Origin of the sequence: Paraburkholderia phymatum, assembly GCF_040965635.1 — a bacterium.
GTDB lineage: Bacteria > Pseudomonadota > Gammaproteobacteria > Burkholderiales > Burkholderiaceae > Paraburkholderia > Paraburkholderia phymatum_B.
Window position 1 is genome coordinate 202,328 of sequence record NZ_JBFRCH010000006.1, and the last position, 15,910, is coordinate 218,237.

Annotated in this window: 13 protein-coding genes and 1 other RNA gene; 10 read left to right on the top strand and 4 right to left on the bottom strand. The window is 63.2% G+C overall.

What is annotated here, in order from left to right:
* Positions 1-102 precede the first annotated feature (102 nt).
* Complete coding sequence (gyrA, locus tag AB4Y32_RS14575) at positions 103-2,730, bottom strand: DNA gyrase subunit A (RefSeq protein WP_368721994.1); 2,628 nt, start codon at positions 2,728-2,730, stop codon at positions 103-105.
* A 502-nt stretch (positions 2,731-3,232) separates the two neighbouring features.
* On the opposite strand from gyrA, the gene ompA reads away from it, so the two are divergent.
* The 6 genes from ompA (at position 3,233) to AB4Y32_RS14605 (ending at position 7,121) form a co-directional block, all read left to right on the top strand.
* Positions 3,233-3,880 (top strand): outer membrane protein OmpA, encoded by a 648-nt coding sequence (gene ompA / locus AB4Y32_RS14580; RefSeq protein WP_090867936.1) that lies wholly within the window; start codon positions 3,233-3,235, stop codon positions 3,878-3,880.
* Between the two features lie 240 nt (positions 3,881-4,120).
* Positions 4,121-4,819: a bifunctional 2-polyprenyl-6-hydroxyphenol methylase/3-demethylubiquinol 3-O-methyltransferase UbiG gene (gene ubiG, locus AB4Y32_RS14585; RefSeq protein ID WP_368721995.1), complete on the top strand. Its 699-nt coding sequence runs from the start codon at positions 4,121-4,123 to the stop codon at positions 4,817-4,819.
* Positions 4,820-4,854: 35 nt separating this feature from the next.
* Positions 4,855-5,568: an HAD family hydrolase gene (locus tag AB4Y32_RS14590; protein ID WP_368721996.1), complete on the top strand. Its 714-nt coding sequence runs from the start codon at positions 4,855-4,857 to the stop codon at positions 5,566-5,568.
* Between the two features lie 122 nt (positions 5,569-5,690).
* Positions 5,691-6,059, top strand: a transfer-messenger RNA (tmRNA) gene (gene ssrA, locus AB4Y32_RS14595).
* Between the two features lie 273 nt (positions 6,060-6,332).
* A complete protein-coding gene (locus AB4Y32_RS14600) occupies positions 6,333-6,560 on the top strand; it encodes a PAAR domain-containing protein (protein ID WP_321574485.1) in 228 nt (75 codons plus the stop codon).
* A gap of 201 nt (positions 6,561-6,761) precedes the next feature.
* A complete protein-coding gene (locus AB4Y32_RS14605) occupies positions 6,762-7,121 on the top strand; it encodes a COG4315 family predicted lipoprotein (protein WP_342938192.1) in 360 nt (119 codons plus the stop codon).
* A 63-nt stretch (positions 7,122-7,184) separates the two neighbouring features.
* On the opposite strand, the gene AB4Y32_RS14610 is transcribed toward AB4Y32_RS14605, so the two are convergent.
* Positions 7,185-7,451: a hypothetical protein gene (locus tag AB4Y32_RS14610; protein ID WP_368721997.1), complete on the bottom strand. Its 267-nt coding sequence runs from the start codon at positions 7,449-7,451 to the stop codon at positions 7,185-7,187.
* Between the two features lie 153 nt (positions 7,452-7,604).
* Positions 7,605-8,675 carry a substrate-binding domain-containing protein gene (locus AB4Y32_RS14615; protein ID WP_368721998.1) on the bottom strand — a complete coding sequence of 357 codons (1,071 nt, stop codon included), beginning with the start codon at positions 8,673-8,675 and terminating at the stop codon, positions 7,605-7,607.
* A gap of 92 nt (positions 8,676-8,767) precedes the next feature.
* Between AB4Y32_RS14615 and AB4Y32_RS14620 the strand changes: the two genes are divergently transcribed.
* The 4 genes from AB4Y32_RS14620 to AB4Y32_RS14635 are packed head-to-tail and all read left to right on the top strand — an operon-like array spanning position 8,768 to position 14,086.
* A complete protein-coding gene (locus AB4Y32_RS14620) occupies positions 8,768-9,313 on the top strand; it encodes an NAD(P)H-dependent oxidoreductase subunit E (protein WP_439899788.1) in 546 nt (181 codons plus the stop codon).
* Positions 9,310-10,866 carry a formate dehydrogenase beta subunit gene (locus AB4Y32_RS14625; RefSeq protein WP_368722000.1) on the top strand — a complete coding sequence of 519 codons (1,557 nt, stop codon included), beginning with the start codon at positions 9,310-9,312 and terminating at the stop codon, positions 10,864-10,866. Before AB4Y32_RS14620 ends, AB4Y32_RS14625 begins: the two co-directional genes overlap by 4 nt.
* A 13-nt stretch (positions 10,867-10,879) precedes the next feature.
* Entirely contained in the window at positions 10,880-13,822 is a 2,943-nt protein-coding gene (gene fdhF, locus AB4Y32_RS14630; RefSeq protein ID WP_368722001.1) for a formate dehydrogenase subunit alpha, read from the top strand.
* A gap of 9 nt (positions 13,823-13,831) precedes the next feature.
* Complete coding sequence (locus tag AB4Y32_RS14635) at positions 13,832-14,086, top strand: formate dehydrogenase subunit delta (protein ID WP_087738044.1); 255 nt, start codon at positions 13,832-13,834, stop codon at positions 14,084-14,086.
* Positions 14,087-14,164: 78 nt separating this feature from the next.
* On the opposite strand, the gene AB4Y32_RS14640 is transcribed toward AB4Y32_RS14635, so the two are convergent.
* On the bottom strand, positions 14,165-15,886 hold the full coding sequence (locus AB4Y32_RS14640; protein ID WP_368722002.1) for an FAD-dependent monooxygenase: 1,722 nt from the start codon (positions 15,884-15,886) through the stop codon (positions 14,165-14,167).
* Between the last annotated feature and the right edge of the window lie 24 nt (positions 15,887-15,910).

A 15,910-nucleotide genomic window follows, 5' to 3' on the forward strand; every position in this document is an offset into this window, starting at 1 on the left:
AGAAATTAACCTAACTGGTTTGCCGCGCAGGCGGCGCATCGACCCGATGCGCCTATGAGGCCCGCGCGATCACACGCATGACTTGAGAAGCTTCGGTGCGGATCAGGACGCTTCGCCGTTGGTGTCGTCTGCTTCGTCGGCGGAAGTGTCTGCGTCGCCGTCCACGTCAGCTTCCGCTTCGGCAATCTGTTGCAGACCGGAAAGCTTGGTGCCTTCATCAAGGCTGATGAGTGTAACACCTTGCGTTGCACGGCCCATTTCTCGAATTTCCGACACGCGCGTACGAATCAGCACGCCCGTGTTGGTGATCAGCATGATCTGCGATTCCGGATCGGCGAGCGTCGCGGCAACCACCTTGCCGTTACGCTCGGACGTCTGGATCGCGATCATGCCCTTCGTGCCGCGGCCGTGGCGTGTGTACTCCGTAATCGGCGTGCGCTTGCCGTAGCCGTTTTCCGTTGCCGTCAGCACCGACTGCTGCTCGTCGCCGGCCACGAGCAGAGCGATCACCTGCTGGCCGTCTTCGAGTTGCATGCCGCGCACGCCGCGCGCCTCGCGACCCATCGGACGAACGTCGTTTTCGTCGAACCGGACTGCCTTGCCCGAATCAGAGAACAGCATCACGTCGTGCTCGCCGTCAGTGATCGCCGCGCCGATCAGGTAATCGCCGTCATCCAGACCGACCGCGATGATGCCCTTCTTCAGCGGACGGCTGAACTGCTCGAGCGGCGTCTTCTTGACTGTGCCGAGCGCCGTCGCCATGAAAACGAACTTGTCCGCCGAAAATTCCTTGACGGGCAGAACAACCGTGATCTTCTCGCCTTCCTGCAGCGGGAACATATTGACGATCGGACGGCCGCGCGAGTTGCGCGAACCCTGCGGCACTTCGTAGACCTTCAGCCAGTAGACGCGGCCGCGGTTCGAGAAGCACAGGATGTGATCGTGCGTATTCGCGATGAAGAGCGTGTCGATCCAGTCGTCGTCCTTCATCTGCGTCGCCTGTTTGCCGCGACCTCCGCGCTTCTGGGCGCGATATTCGGACAACGGCTGCGATTTCACATAACCGGCATGCGACATCGTCACGACCATGTCCTGCGGCGTGATCAAGTCTTCGGTGTTCAGCTCCGTCGCGTTCATTTCGATCTTCGAGCGGCGCTCATCGCCGAATTCGCTCTTGATCGACGTGAGTTCGTCGAAGATGATCGCAGTTATGCGCTCGGGGCGCGCCAGGATGTCCAGCAGGTCGGCGATCTGCGCCATCACGTCGCGGTACTCGCCGATGATCTTGTCCTGCTCCAGGCCCGTCAGGCGTTGCAGGCGCATCTGGAGAATTTCCTGAGCCTGAGTGTCCGACAGACGGTAGAGGCCGTCGGCCTGCATGCCGTACGCGGGGTTCAGCCCTTCCGGGCGGTACGCCGCGCGGCCGCCGGACGACGCCGCGTCGGATTCCGCGCGCTGCAGCATGTCGCGCACGATCGTCGAATCCCACGTGCGGTCCATCAGCTCCTGCTTCGCGATGGGCGGCGTGGGCGCGGCCTTGATGATCGCGATGAACTCGTCGATGTTGGCGAGCGCCACGGCAAGGCCTTCGAGCACGTGACCGCGTTCGCGCGCCTTGCGCAGCTCGTACACGGTGCGCCGCGTCAGCACCTCGCGACGATGCGACAGGAAATGCGTAAGCATTTCCTTCAGGTTCAGCAGCTTCGGCTGGCCGTCGACCAGCGCGACCATGTTCATGCCGAATGTGTCCTGGAGCTGCGTTGCCTTATAAAGATTGTTGAGAATGACCTCAGGCACTTCGCCGCGCTTCAGCTCGATCACGACGCGCATGCCGCTCTTGTCGGATTCGTCGCGAATATCCGAAATGCCTTCGAGCTTTTTCTCATTCACCAGCTCGGCGATCCGCTCGAGCAGCGAGCGCTTGTTCACCTGATACGGCAGCTCGTCGACGATGATCGCCATGCGCTGACCGCGATCGATCTCTTCGAAGTGCGTCGCGGCGCGCATCACCACGCGCCCGCGGCCCGTGCGATAGCCGTCGCGCACGCCGGCGACGCCGTAGATGATGCCCGCCGTCGGGAAATCGGGCGCGGGCACGATCTCGATCAGTTCGTCGATCGTCGATTCCGGGTTCTTCAGAAGATGGTGACAGGCGTCGACGATTTCGCTCAAATTGTGCGGCGGAATGTTCGTCGCCATACCCACTGCAATGCCCGACGAGCCGTTGATCAGCAGATTTGGGATGCGCGAGGGCAAAATGGACGGCTCGTTCTCGCTGCCGTCGTAGTTCGGCTGGAAGTCGACCGTTTCCTTGTCGATGTCGGCGAGCAGTTCGTGGCCGATCTTCGCCATGCGGATTTCGGTGTAACGCATCGCCGCGGCGTTGTCGCCGTCGACTGACCCGAAATTGCCTTGTCCATCGACGAGCATATAGCGCAGCGAAAAATCCTGCGCCATGCGCACGATCGTGTCGTATACAGCCGAGTCGCCGTGCGGGTGGTACTTACCGATCACGTCGCCGACGATACGCGCCGATTTCTTGTATGCCCGATTCCAGTCGTTGTTCAGCTCGTGCATCGCGTAGAGCACGCGCCGGTGAACCGGCTTCAGACCATCACGGACATCGGGAAGCGCGCGCCCTACGATCACGCTCATCGCGTACTCGATATACGAGCGGCGCATTTCCTCCTCTAGGGAGATTGGTAGAGTCTCTTTGGCGAATTGATCCATTGTCCGTATCGTTTACGCGCGAAGACGATGAGGGACACGCGTTTTTCGCCTCACCGCTTGGGCCTACCCCTATGCATCTGCGAGCGCAGCGCATCACGCGATTCTAACATGCGGCGCAACCGCGCCCGACGGCGTGCGTATACCTATTAGTGGGATACGCGAAAACGGCACCTGGAAGCGCCTCGCACGCGCCATGGCCGGGCCCGGAAAATGCTCCTCCGCATGCCGCGCCGAACCGCCTCTGGCGGGCTCCTGGCGAACTTGGCACCTTTTGTTGCGCATGCACCACATTCGACCGGGCGTATCTGTAGGGGGAGGATTTTTTTATCGTCGGAAGGGAACGATATGGCAAAATGCGAACGCACAAAGTTAGACACTGCTCGAAGTCTACACACAGCGTCTTTTATTCGGCACCGATGTTATACTTCGAGCAATGTATGACTGGTCTTCGTCAACAGGCTCGCAGTAAACCTGCGGTAATCTCAATTTCGAGAGGAGAAATATGAATAAACTTTCAAAGCTCGCGTTCATTGCAGCTACCGCAGTTATGGCTGCATCCGCTTCGGCACAGTCGGTGCCGGCGTCGCGACAAGCCACGAACGACAACTGGGTGAACGGCACCGGCGAATACGTGTGGATGAACGGCACGAACGAGCTTTGCTGGCGCGATGCGTTCTGGACGCCGGCAACGGCTAACGCAAAGTGCGATGGCGCACTGGTCGCACAAGCACCGACCCCGCCGGCTCCGCCGCCGGCAGCTCCGGCTATCACCAGCCAGAAGATTACGTATCAAGCTGACGCGCTGTTCGACTTCGACAAGGCAATTCTGAAGCCGGCCGGCAAGGAAAAGCTGGACGACCTGGCATCGAAGATCGGCTCCCTGAACCTTGAAGTCGTCGTGGCCACGGGCTACACCGACCGCATCGGTTCGGACAAGTACAACGACCGTCTGTCGCTGCGTCGTGCGCAAGCTGTCAAGGCATACCTGGTCAGCAAGGGCATCGAAGCCAACCGCATCTACACGGAAGGCAAGGGCAAGCGCAACCCGGTCACGACGGGCTGCAACCAGAAGAACCGCAAGCAACTCATCACCTGCCTCGCGCCGGATCGTCGCGTGGAAGTCGAAGTTGTCGGTACTTCGAAGCAGTAAGCTACAAAAATTACCGCAGTGTCAAAGCCCCGCTTCAGCGGGGCTTTTTTTATGGCGCCTTGCGTCATTTGGCGCGAGCGTCAACTGACACATGCTCACGCAACCAATCATATGGAGAGGGATACAACCGCGGCGCGAAGCCGTGCCGCGCCAGCCGCTTTTGCCGCCCTGTACGCGGCCCTATATACTCAGGGTTTCTCCGATCCACCCTGCTTTTCAGCCTTCGAGGCCGCATCCGTCATGACCAACGCCGATCCCCACGAACTGCAGAAATTCAGCGATCTCGCACATCGCTGGTGGGACCCGAACGCCGAATTCAAACCTCTGCACGAACTGAATCCGGTGCGGCTCAACTGGATCGACTCGCATGCGCATCTGGCAGGCAAGCGTGTGCTCGATATCGGCTGTGGCGGCGGCATTCTGTCCGAATCCATGGCCACGTTGGGCGCCGATGTGAAGGGAATCGACCTTTCTAACGAAGCGCTGGGCGTCGCGGACCTTCACAGCCTTGAAAGTGGTGTAACGGTAAATTACGAGGAAATCGCCGCCGAGGCGCTAGCGGCCCGCGAACCGGCCTCGTTCGACGTCGTGACATGCATGGAAATGCTCGAGCACGTGCCCGATCCATCGAAGGTCGTCGAGGCGTGCAAGACGCTGGTCAAACCAGGCGGCTGGGTGTTCTTTTCGACGCTCAACCGTAACGTCAAGTCGTATCTCCTGGCTGTAATCGGCGCGGAGTACCTCGCGCGCATGCTGCCCAAGGGCACTCACGACTACGCCCGCTTCATCCGTCCGTCGGAGCTCGCGGGCTTCGCGCGCGTGGCGGGCCTGCGAACGGCCGACATCAAGGGCATCACGTACAACCCGCTCACCCGCCACTTCGGCCTGTCGAGCGATACCGACGTCAACTACATGCTCGCGTGCCGCCGCGACGCCTGAACCACCCGCCTTTTTCGCACCTTCCGCCTACTTCAATGAGCGATCCCACGCCCCTGCCACAACGAGAAGACGAAGACGCGTCGATCGGTCTCTGCCAAGGCATCCTTTTTGATCTCGACGGCACGCTCGCGGACACCGCGCCCGACCTCGCCGCCGCCGTCAACAAAATGCGCCACGAGCGCGGCCTCGAGATGGTGCCGCTCGAGCAGTTGCGGCCGCTCGCGTCCGCCGGCGCACGCGGGCTCTTGGGCGGCGCGTTCGGCATCGATCCCGAGCATCACGACTACTCGTCGATGCGCGAAGAATTCCTTGCGAACTACGAAGCCGATCTGTGCATCGAGACCACTCTCTTTCCCGGCATCGGCGACATACTCGACGAACTCGATGCGCGCGGCGTGCGCTGGGGCATCGTGACGAACAAGGTGGCGCGGCTGACCGAGCCGCTCGTCGCGCAACTGGGGCTGGATATGCGCGCGGGATGCGTCGTCAGCGGTGACACCACGCCGCACTCGAAGCCGCACCCCGCGCCGCTGCTGCACGCCGCAAAGGAACTGGACTTGCCGCCCGAGCGGGTCGTGTATGTCGGCGACGACTTGCGCGACGTTCAGGCAGGCTTTGCCGCCGGCATGGTGACGGTGGCCGCCGCGTATGGCTACTGCGGGAACGATATTCCGCCGACTCAATGGCACGCGAGGCATGTGGTGAATTCGCCTGCCGAATTGCTGGAACTGCTGCGCTACATCAGTTGACCAGTTGACCGCGCCGATGCGCGGCGGGCCCGAGCCGGCGTCACACGAACGTTCGCCGTGACTCATGGGAGCCGGTATTGTAAAATGACGTGTGGGCCACATATGTGGCTCATTCCTTCTGTGGGGGCGACCTGGTTTCGACAGGGGTTGCGAAGCGGCTAGGGCATGTCGAGGACCCGTCACCTCGTTAATCAATGGGAAAAACGTAACTGCAAACGACGATACGTTCGCACTGGCAGCCTAAGGCCGCCGTCCTCTGCCTGGCTCACTGACGGGTCAGAGTCGCAAGACCGGTAGCAATACCGCCAGAGGTCATATACGTCAGTTAAGCCTTGGTGGCGTCACGACGCCAAGGTCGAAAATCTAGTGAATCGCCGTAGCGCAGCGTGTTCGTCCGCGTCGCTGCGGTTAAATCAAAAGACAGAACTAAACATGTAGAACTGGTCGTGGAGGACTTCTGGACGCGGGTTCGATTCCCGCCGCCTCCACCACATATTTTCCGGCAGCGGCTACGCTGCCCCGAAACCCGCGATAGCCTTGGCTACGCGGGTTTTTTGTTCGCGTCTCGCTATGCGCGGCAGGTGCCCTGGGGCAGGGCCAAACGCCGTCCGCCCTTTTTTCAACCTTTTCTGATAGCCAGCTTCACGCGACATAGGGTGAAATCGCGGGACGCTGATCCGTTTCGACGGCCCGCGACATTCGCACAGTAGAACTAACCACCTCACACATTAGAAACGGACATGAGAGACATAGACGAGCGCCCAATGGCCCGCCTCGGCGACACCACCAGTCACGGCGGAAAGATCGTCGAAGCGGCGTTGGATCTGACGGACGAAGGCGTCCGCGTTGCACTCGACGGCCATCTGGTCGCGTGCCCTCGCTGCGGCGGCAAGTATCCGATCATCGCCAGCGGTAGACGTCGGCACGACGGTCTGCGCGTGGCCTACCTCGGCGACATCACCACATGCGGCGCGACGCTGATCCGAACCTGATCGGCTGCCGATCTGACGCGCGAGGCTATGCATCATCTCCTCAGATGACAACCGCGAGACAAACAATAATCGGCTGTCGTCCCACGACGCATGGAATATCGCGGCTCGCAAACCGTTTAACCCATGCGCACGCAATTACAGCGTACGCATGCCGATCGATTGCATAAACTCCATATACAACGTCAGAACAGGAGCCGCATCATGCGCAAGACTCTCCTTCTCATCGCCGCTCTCGCCGTTCAGCAGACTGCCTTCGCGGCGCCGCCGAAAACCATGGACGGACGTCTCGTCGATGAACAAGGCAGAACGCTCTACACCTTCGACAAGGACACGACACCCGGAAAAAGCGCCTGCACGGGCGGCTGCACGACGTACTGGCCTGCCGCCGCCGCCGACTCGGCCGACAAGCCCTCAGGCGACTGGACCGTGATCGACGGCGGGGATGGCAAGAAGCAATGGGCTTACAAAGGAAAGCCGCTCTACCGCTTTGCCAAGGACGAAAAGCCCGGCGACATGAAGGGCGAGGGCTTCAAGGACATGTGGCACACCGCGAAGCCGTAATCGCACAGCTTTTCCGACAGCACGAAACGCGCGGCAAAACGGCCGCAGCCGAAACCCCGAAGGTTAATGATCCTCGGGGCACTTGAGGTTGCAGCCGTTCGGATCGCCGTTGTCGCCGCGCTTGCGCAGTTTTGTAGGCTTGTCGCTCTGGAACTTCTTCGACGGAGCCGACGCGCCGAACGGCATCTGCGGATGCTCATTCAGACGGAACTCGTCGTTCAGGATGCCGCCCGGCACGCCGGGCGAATTCTGCGCGAATGCAGCTGACATCGTGGCAAACAACGTGCCGGCAGTGAGCGCGGCAGCACAAGCGGGAACGAGATATTTCATGTCGATTCGGCGCGACAGGCGCGCCGTGCAAATGAGGCGGAGTAAGGAAAGCGTAGAGATTAGCGCAAAGCGCGCAGCGACGCAGCCTCTGCGGCTTTACGCGTTATTACCGTCGCTTACCCGCGCCGAAAGCCGTTCTCTTCGCGCGCCGTCCTACCCCGCGAGCCCTTCTTCCAGTTCGAGCAGCCTGCCGCAATCGATGGGATCGTAGCCCTCCAGATGCGCGACGCTCTGCCGGAACGCATCGCCGCCCAGCACGGACATGACCGTCGCGAGCGGCTCGCGCCCGAGCCGCGCGCGATCGCATGCAAAGTAATAGTCCTCGTCGACGATCGGAATGAAATCGAGCCCGAAATGATGCGCGGCCGGCTCGACGCCGAACCCGACGTCCGCCATCCCGCTCGCGACAAACGCCGCGATCGCCGAATGCGTCAGCTCCGTCGACGCATAGCCGTTGATCCGGTCCGGATCGACGCCCACGCGCCGCAGTGCCAGATCGATCAGCATGCGCGTGCCCGAACCGTGCTGCCGGTTGACGAAGCGGATGTCGTCGCGCGCGAGGTCGGTCAATCCTTCGATGCGTTTCGGATTGCCCTTCGCGAGAAAGAGCCCCTGCTTGCGCCGTGTCAGATGCACGAGCACGTGACGTTGCGAATCGAGCCACTGGCGATACTTGTCCGCGCACACCGCGCGAAACTCGCCGCGCGGCAGGTGAAAGCCCGCGAGATCGCACTCGCCGCGCGCGAGCGCCGTGATCGCTTCGGCACTGTCGCGATACTTGATGTCGAGCGGCACGTCGTCGGCGACGAGCGCCGTCACGAGCGCGGCCACCGCGTAACCGTGCGATGCGTGAATGCGCACATCATCGGCAGGCGGCGCGAGCCAGCGGTTCAGATCGCTCGCGACTTCGCTCGCCAGAGCCTGCATGTTGCCGTCCAGGCGCTCGCCGCAAAGTCGTTGCGCGCGCAACACAGCCTGCCCCAATTCCGATAGCGCAGAGCCGCGCCCGCGTTCCTTTTCGATCAGCGCGCCGCCCAGTTGCGTCTCGATTGCGCGCAGCAAACCCCACGCATGACGGTAGGACAAACCCTTAAGCGCAGCGGCCTGCGCAATGCTCCCCGTCTGGTCCACGAGCGCGAGCAACGGCACAGCGTCAGTCAGGCTGGACGTTCCGCCGTTGCTGTCCCGCACAATCAGCTGCGCCTGGCATTCGATTCGAATCATATATGTAGTTAGAGTTCCTATTGCGAAAGCCGGTACACCCGCCTATCGTTCGCATTGATATATCACACAAGCCAAGCATAGATGCACGACTTATGAATAACAAGTGCATATATCGCTTTTGGAGGAGCCCCACAGTGGATCGTTCGACCGCCATAGCACCAGATGAACTCGTGCGACGTCATGCACTACCCGGCATGTCGCTGGTTGCTGTACTACATGCCATTCAGGATGACGTCGGCTTCGTGCCGCCCGCGACCGTCGCGCCGCTCGCGCGGACGATGAACCTCTCGCGAGCGGAAGTCCACGGCGTGATTACCTATTACCACCACTTCCGCCAGTCGCCCGCGGCGCCCGTCACGGTGCAACTGTGTCGCGCGGAAGCGTGCCGCAGCATGGGCACGGAAGCGCTCGCGCAGCACATCGAAGCGCGCACCGGCTGCCGCTTCGACGCGCACAAGCACGACGCACACGATCACGCATGCGATGGCACCGTCGGCCTCGAATCGGTTTACTGCCTCGGCCAATGTGCGCTGTCTCCGGCGATGATGATCAACGGCGAGCTGCATGCGAAAGTGACGCCGCAGAAGTTCGACGCGCTGCTCGCAGCCGCAATGAAACGCGTGGAGGAAACGGTATGACGCGCATCTACGTTCCCCGCGACTCGTCGGCACTGGCGCTCGGCGCGGACGCCGTCGCCCGGGCCATCGCCGACGAAGCGCAAGCACGCGGCATCGAAATCGAACTCGTGCGCAATGGCACGCGCGGCTTGCTGTATCTCGAACCACTCATCGAGGTGGCGACGCCTGAAGGCCGCGTCGGCTACGCCAACGTCGAAGCCGACGATGTGAAGTCGCTGTTCGACGCGGGCCTTGTCGAAGGCAAGACGCACGCGAAGCATGTCGGCCTCGTCGAAGAGATTCCTTATCTGAAGAAGCAGCAGCGCCTGACGTTCGCGCGCATCGGCATCACCGATCCGCTTTCGACGGATGACTACATCGCGAACGGCGGCATCATCGGCCTTTACAACGCGCTCGCGATGAACGGCGACGCGGCTGTCGAAGCGCTCGTCGAATCGGGCCTGCGCGGCCGCGGCGGCGCGGCGTTCCCGGCGGGCATCAAGTGGCGCACGGTGCGCGCCGCGAAGGCCGACCAGAAGTACATCGTCTGCAACGCGGACGAAGGCGACTCGGGCACCTTCTCCGATCGACTCGTGATGGAAAGCGATCCGTTCGTGCTGATCGAAGGGATGATCATCGCGGGCATCGTGACGGGCGCGACGGTCGGCCATATCTATGTGCGCAGCGAGTATCCGCATTCGATCGCGACGCTCGAAGAAGCCATCGTCAAGGCGCGCGCAGCCGGCTGGCTCGGCGACAGCGTGCTCGGCTCGGCGCATCGCTTCGAGCTGTTCGTCGCCAAGGGCGCGGGCGCCTACGTGTGCGGCGAGGAAACGGCGCTGCTCGAATCGCTCGAAGGCAAGCGCGGCATCGTGCGCGCGAAGCCGCCGCTGCCCGCAATCGAAGGCCTGTTCGGCAAGCCGACCGTGATCAACAACGTGATCACGCTCGCGACCGTGCCCATCATCTTCGCGAAGGGCGCGGCGCATTACAAGGACTTCGGCATGGGCCGCTCGCGCGGCACGCTGCCGTTCCAGATCGCGGGCAACGTGAAGCGCGGCGGTCTCGTCGAACTCGCGTTCGGCTGCACGCTGCGCGAGCTGATGTTCGACTACGGCGGCGGCACGGCAAGCGGCCGTCCGGCGCGCGCGGTGCAGGTCGGCGGCCCGCTCGGCACGTATCTGCCCGAAAGCCAGTGGGACATCCCGCTCGACTACGAGGAATACGCGAAGGTCGGCGCCGTCGTCGGTCACGGCGGTCTCGTGATTCATGACGACACGTCGAATCTCGCCGAGCTTGCGCAATACGCGATGCACTTCTGCGCGCTCGAATCGTGCGGCAAGTGCACGCCGTGCCGGATCGGCTCGACGCGCGGCGTCGAAGTGATCCAGCGCATCCGCAACGGCGACACGTCGACGAAGCAGGTGCAACTGCTGCGCGATCTGTGCGACACGATGGTGTCCGGTTCGCTGTGCGCGATGGGCGGCATGACGCCGTTCCCGGTCGTCTCCGCCCTCGACCATTTCCCCGAAGACTTCGGTCTCGGAACCGCGACGCCGAAACAGGCGGCGTAACAGGGAGCCCAACATGTCTGATCCGATCACCTTCAAGTCCGGCGGCTGCGGCTCCGGCAACTGTGCCTGCAAGGCAGGTGCGCTGCGCAACGAGCGGGGCCCGTTCGACGATACCGACTACGGCACGCCGCTGCGCCACTCCGACGTCGACGTGACGCTCGAAATCGACGGCGAGTCGATCACGGTGCCCGCGGGCACGTCGGTGATGCGCGCCGCTGCCGAAGCGGGCGTCAACATCCCGAAGCTGTGCGCCACCGATTCGCTCGAGCCGTTCGGCTCGTGTCGCCTGTGTCTCGTCGAAATCGAAGGACGGCGCGGCTATCCCGCATCGTGCACGACGCCTGTCGAAGCGGGCATGAAGGTGCGCACGCAGACGGATCGCCTGCAGGACCTGCGCCGCAACGTGATGGAGCTGTACATCTCCGATCACCCGCTCGACTGCCTCACCTGCCCCGCCAACGGCAACTGCGAGCTGCAGGACATGGCGGGCGTGACGGGCCTGCGCGAAGTGCGCTATGGCTTCGACGGCGCGAATCACCTGAAGGACCAGAAGGACGAGTCGAACCCGTACTTCACGTACGACCCGTCGAAGTGCATCGTCTGCAACCGCTGCGTGCGCGCGTGCGAAGAGACGCAAGGCACGTTCGCGCTGACCATCAGCGGACGCGGCTTCGAATCGCGCGTCGCCGCGAGCGAGAGCCAGCCGTTCATGGAATCGGAGTGCGTGTCGTGCGGCGCGTGCGTCGCGGCATGCCCGACGGCGACGCTGCAAGAGAAGAGCATCGTGATGATGGGCCAGGCCGAACACTCCGTCGTGACGACGTGCGCGTACTGCGGCGTCGGCTGCTCGTTCAAGGCCGAGATGAAGGGCAACGAGGTCGTGCGGATGGTGCCGCACAAGAACGGCCAGGCGAACGAAGGCCATGCGTGCGTGAAGGGACGCTTCGCATGGGGCTACGCGACACACAAGGACCGCATCAAGAAGCCGATGATCCGCGCGAAGATCACCGATCCGTGGCGCGAAGTCAGCTGGGAAGAAGCGCTGAACTACGCGGCGTCGGAGTTCCGCCGCATCCAGCAGAAGTACGGCCGCGATTCGATCGGCGGCATCACGTCGTCGCGCTGCACGAACGAAGAAACGTATCTGGTGCAGAAGCTCGTGCGCGCCGCGTTCGGCAACAACAACGTCGACACCTGCGCGCGCGTGTGCCACTCGCCGACGGGCTACGGCCTCAAGACGACGCTCGGCGAATCGGCGGGCACGCAGACGTTCGCGTCCGTCGACAAGTCGGATGTGATCATCGTGATCGGCGCGAATCCGACCGACGGCCACCCGGTGTTCGGCTCGCGTCTGAAGCGCCGCGTGCGTCAGGGCGCGAAGCTGATCGTCATCGACCCGCGCCGCATCGATATCGTCGATACCGCGCACGTGAAGGCCACGCACCATCTGCAACTGCGTCCGGGTACGAACGTCGCGATCGTCACGTCGCTTGCTCACGTGATCGTCGCGGAAGGCCTGCTGAACGAGAAGTTCATCGCCGAGCGCTGCGAGACGCGCGCGTTCCAGCAATGGCGCGATTTCGTCGCGCTGCCGGAAAACTCGCCGGAGATGATGGAAAGCGTGACGGGCGTGCCGGCGCAGGACGTGCGCGAAGCCGCGCGTCTCTACGCGACGGGCGGCAACGCGGCGATCTACTACGGCCTGGGCGTGACGGAACACGCGCAAGGCTCGACGACCGTGATGGGCATCGCGAACCTCGCGATGGCGACGGGCAACATCGGCCGCGAAGGCGTCGGCGTGAATCCGCTGCGCGGTCAGAACAACGTGCAGGGCTCGTGCGACATGGGCTCGTTCCCGCACGAGCTGCCGGGCTACCGTCATATCAGCGATACGATCACCCGCTCGCTGTTCGAAGGCGAATGGGGCGTGACGCTCCAGCCGGAACCGGGCCTGCGCATTCCGAACATGTTCGACGCCGCGATTCACGGCACGTTCATGGGCTTGTACTGCCAGGGCGAAGACATCGTTCAGTCCGATCCGAACACGCAGCATGTGGGCGCGGCGCTGTCGTCGATGGAATGCATCGTCGTGCAGGACATCTTCCTGAACGAGACCGCGAAGTACGCACACGTGCTGCTGCCGGGCTCGACGTTCCTCGAAAAGGACGGCACGTTCACGAATGCCGAACGCCGCATCTCGCGCGTGCGCAAGGTGATGCCGCCGCTCGCCGGCTACTCGGACTGGGAAGTGACGATCCTGCTCTCTCGCGCGCTCGGCTACGAGATGGACTACACGCATCCGTCGCAGATCATGGATGAGATCGCGCGCCTCACGCCGACTTTCCACGGCGTGTCGTTCGAGAAGATCGACGAGCTGGGCAGCATCCAGTGGCCATGCAACGAACACGCGCCGGAAGGCACGCCGACGATGCACATCGACGAGTTCGTGCGCGGCAAGGGCAAGTTCGTGATCACGCGGTACGTCGCGTCGCCGGAAAAGGTCACGCAGAAGTACCCGCTGATCCTGACGACGGGCCGCATCCTGTCGCAGTACAACGTCGGCGCGCAGACGCGCCGCACGGAGAACTCGCGCTGGCACGAGGAGGACCGCCTGGAGATCCATCCGCAAGACGCCGAGGACCGCGGCATCAAGGACGGCGACTGGGTCGGCATCGAATCGCGCGCGGGCTACACCGTGCTGCGCGCGAAAGTGGCCGACCGGATGCAGCCGGGCGTCGTCTATACGACGTTCCACTTCCCCGAATCGGGCGCGAACGTGATCACGACGGAAAGCTCCGACTGGGCGACCAACTGCCCCGAGTACAAGGTGACGGCCGTGCAGGTGCTGCCCGTCGAGCAGCCGTCGCAATGGCAGCAGGACTACTCGCGCTTCAACAACGAACAGCTCGAGCATCTGCGCAACCGCGAGCTGGCGGCTACCACGTCAGGCAAGTGAGGCAACACAATGGATGAACACAACCTGGTCGACATGGCAAACCGGATCGGCGATTTCTTCGAGTCGATGCCGGATCGCGAAGAAGCGATCGACAACATCGCGGATCATATCCGCCGCTTCTGGGAACCGCGGATGCGTCGCGCGCTGCTGGCCACGCTTCACACGAAGCCCGAAGGCGTGGAGCTCGAGTTGCATGAGATGGTCCGCGAGGCGCTCGTCCGGCATCGCGAAGATCTGACGCCGAAGGAGGCAGCGGCGGCGTAGCACGCTTTCATTCACGCAGAAGCAACAGCACCTGGCGTTCGCATCGTCCCCGATGCGAACGCTTTTTTTATTGGCGCGTCACTGCGCCGGCGACGGCGGCTCGGGCAGCGCGCTCTTCGCGAACCACGCTTCGCAATGGCGCAGCAGTCCGTTCAGATCGGAGCCGGGGCGGCCGCGCGCGCAGACGTAGCCGTCGGGCCGCACCAGATAGAACGAAGGCCGCGTGCGTCCGAACGATTCGCTGAGCGACGGGCCACCGCCCTCGCCGTTCGCATCCGACACGCGCCAGACACGCACCGCACCCGGCAGCAGGTCTTCGACGGCCGCGACGAAACGGCCGAGATCGGCGGCACGCACGGGCTTGCGGGACAGCGGGAGCAGCTTGCCGTTGTTCGATGCCGCATCTTCGGGCGGATCGACGAGCAGAAAAAGCGAAAAGAACGCGGGGTCGTGCAGATCGAAAATGCAGCCGACGCCGGGCGCGCGTCCCAACGGCCCATCGACGACATGCACGAGCGCATCGGGCGCGCGCTCGCCCGCACGCGGACCGCCGTCGAGTACGCGTTCGAGCGTCAGCGGACTGCGCCGGTATTGAACCGACAGCTCGCTGACGGTAAGCCGCGCGGCATCGCGCAACGGTCCGAGCGCGGCCAGCACGGGCATCACGCGATCGCGCAGCAGCTTCATCGGACCATGATCCGCTTCCGCCATGTGCGTGACGAAGGTCGTCTGACGCAGCACGTCGCGCTCGATGGGATGACGCTCGATGTGATAGGTGTCAAGCAGGCGGTCGGGTGCGTCGCCCTTCAGCACACGCGCGAGCTTCCAGCCCAGGTTGAAGGCTTCCTGGATGCCCGTGTTCATCCCTTGCGCGCCCGCCGGGCTGTGCACGTGCGCGGAATCGCCGGCGAGAAACACGCGCTGCACGCGCAACTGCTCGACCATGCGGCTATTCAGGTGAAAGTAGCTCGACCACGAGAGCGCCGTCAGCACGATGGGATGATGGATGCGGCTCTTCGCGATCTGCCGGCACTCGTCGAGCGTCGGCGCGGGGATCGACGAAAGCGGCGCCGGGTTGCCGCTCGCCGATGCGTTCGATGGCATCGCGGGATGATCGGCGATCAACCGGTGCCGGCCCTTGCCCATCGGAAACAGCCCCGCAAGCCCCGCGCCCGACGCGAAGATGTGGAACTCGTCGTCGGACCAGCCCGTATCGACCTCGGCGTCGGCGAGCAGAAAGGTCTGCTCGAACGTCTTGCCCGCGAAGCTCATGCCGAGCCGATGGCGGATCGCGCTGTGCGCGCCGTCGGCGGCGATCATGTACGACGGATGAAGCGTCTCGATGTGGCCGTCCGCGCGATGCAACGTCGCGTTGATGCCCGCCGAGCCCTGCGCGAACATCGTCAGTTCGACGCCGCGTTCGACGTGCACGCCGAGTGTTGCGAGGTGCTCTGTCAGCAGGCGCTCTGTGATCGATTGATCGAGGAACAGCAGATACGGATAGCGCGTTTGCAGCGGATCGAAATCGAGCCGCGCAAGACGCTGCCCATTTGAGTAGAGGTTCGCGGCACGCGCGCGATGGCCGAGATCGAGAAACGGTTCGACGAGGCGATGCTGTTCCAGCAGTTCGAGTGTGCGTGCCTGAATGCCGATCGCGCGCGAATGGGGATCGGGTTGCGGCGCCTTGTCGATGAGCCGCACGGGCACGCGCGCGCGTGCAAGGCTCATGGCCGCCGCGAGTCCCGTCGGCCCCGCGCCGACGATCAGCACGGGCGGCACGTCGAAGGAAGCACCCGTCATGCAGACCTCCGCTGTCGGACATGC

What these genes read in the sequence shown, in the direction of transcription:
- gyrA (WP_368721994.1), bottom strand. Translation starts at nt 2,730, where the DNA reads ATGGATCAATTCGCCAAAGAGACTCTACCAATCTCCCTAGAGGAGGAA.
- ompA (WP_090867936.1), top strand. Translation starts at nt 3,233, where the DNA reads ATGAATAAACTTTCAAAGCTCGCGTTCATTGCAGCTACCGCAGTTATG.
- ubiG (WP_368721995.1), top strand. Translation starts at nt 4,121, where the DNA reads ATGACCAACGCCGATCCCCACGAACTGCAGAAATTCAGCGATCTCGCA.
- AB4Y32_RS14590 (WP_368721996.1), top strand. Translation starts at nt 4,855, where the DNA reads ATGAGCGATCCCACGCCCCTGCCACAACGAGAAGACGAAGACGCGTCG.
- AB4Y32_RS14600 (WP_321574485.1), top strand. Translation starts at nt 6,333, where the DNA reads ATGGCCCGCCTCGGCGACACCACCAGTCACGGCGGAAAGATCGTCGAA.
- AB4Y32_RS14605 (WP_342938192.1), top strand. Translation starts at nt 6,762, where the DNA reads ATGCGCAAGACTCTCCTTCTCATCGCCGCTCTCGCCGTTCAGCAGACT.
- AB4Y32_RS14610 (WP_368721997.1), bottom strand. Translation starts at nt 7,451, where the DNA reads ATGAAATATCTCGTTCCCGCTTGTGCTGCCGCGCTCACTGCCGGCACG.
- AB4Y32_RS14615 (WP_368721998.1), bottom strand. Translation starts at nt 8,675, where the DNA reads ATGATTCGAATCGAATGCCAGGCGCAGCTGATTGTGCGGGACAGCAAC.
- AB4Y32_RS14620 (WP_439899788.1), top strand. Translation starts at nt 8,768, where the DNA reads ATGAATAACAAGTGCATATATCGCTTTTGGAGGAGCCCCACAGTGGAT.
- AB4Y32_RS14625 (WP_368722000.1), top strand. Translation starts at nt 9,310, where the DNA reads ATGACGCGCATCTACGTTCCCCGCGACTCGTCGGCACTGGCGCTCGGC.
- fdhF (WP_368722001.1), top strand. Translation starts at nt 10,880, where the DNA reads ATGTCTGATCCGATCACCTTCAAGTCCGGCGGCTGCGGCTCCGGCAAC.
- AB4Y32_RS14635 (WP_087738044.1), top strand. Translation starts at nt 13,832, where the DNA reads ATGGATGAACACAACCTGGTCGACATGGCAAACCGGATCGGCGATTTC.
- AB4Y32_RS14640 (WP_368722002.1), bottom strand. Translation starts at nt 15,886, where the DNA reads ATGACGGGTGCTTCCTTCGACGTGCCGCCCGTGCTGATCGTCGGCGCG.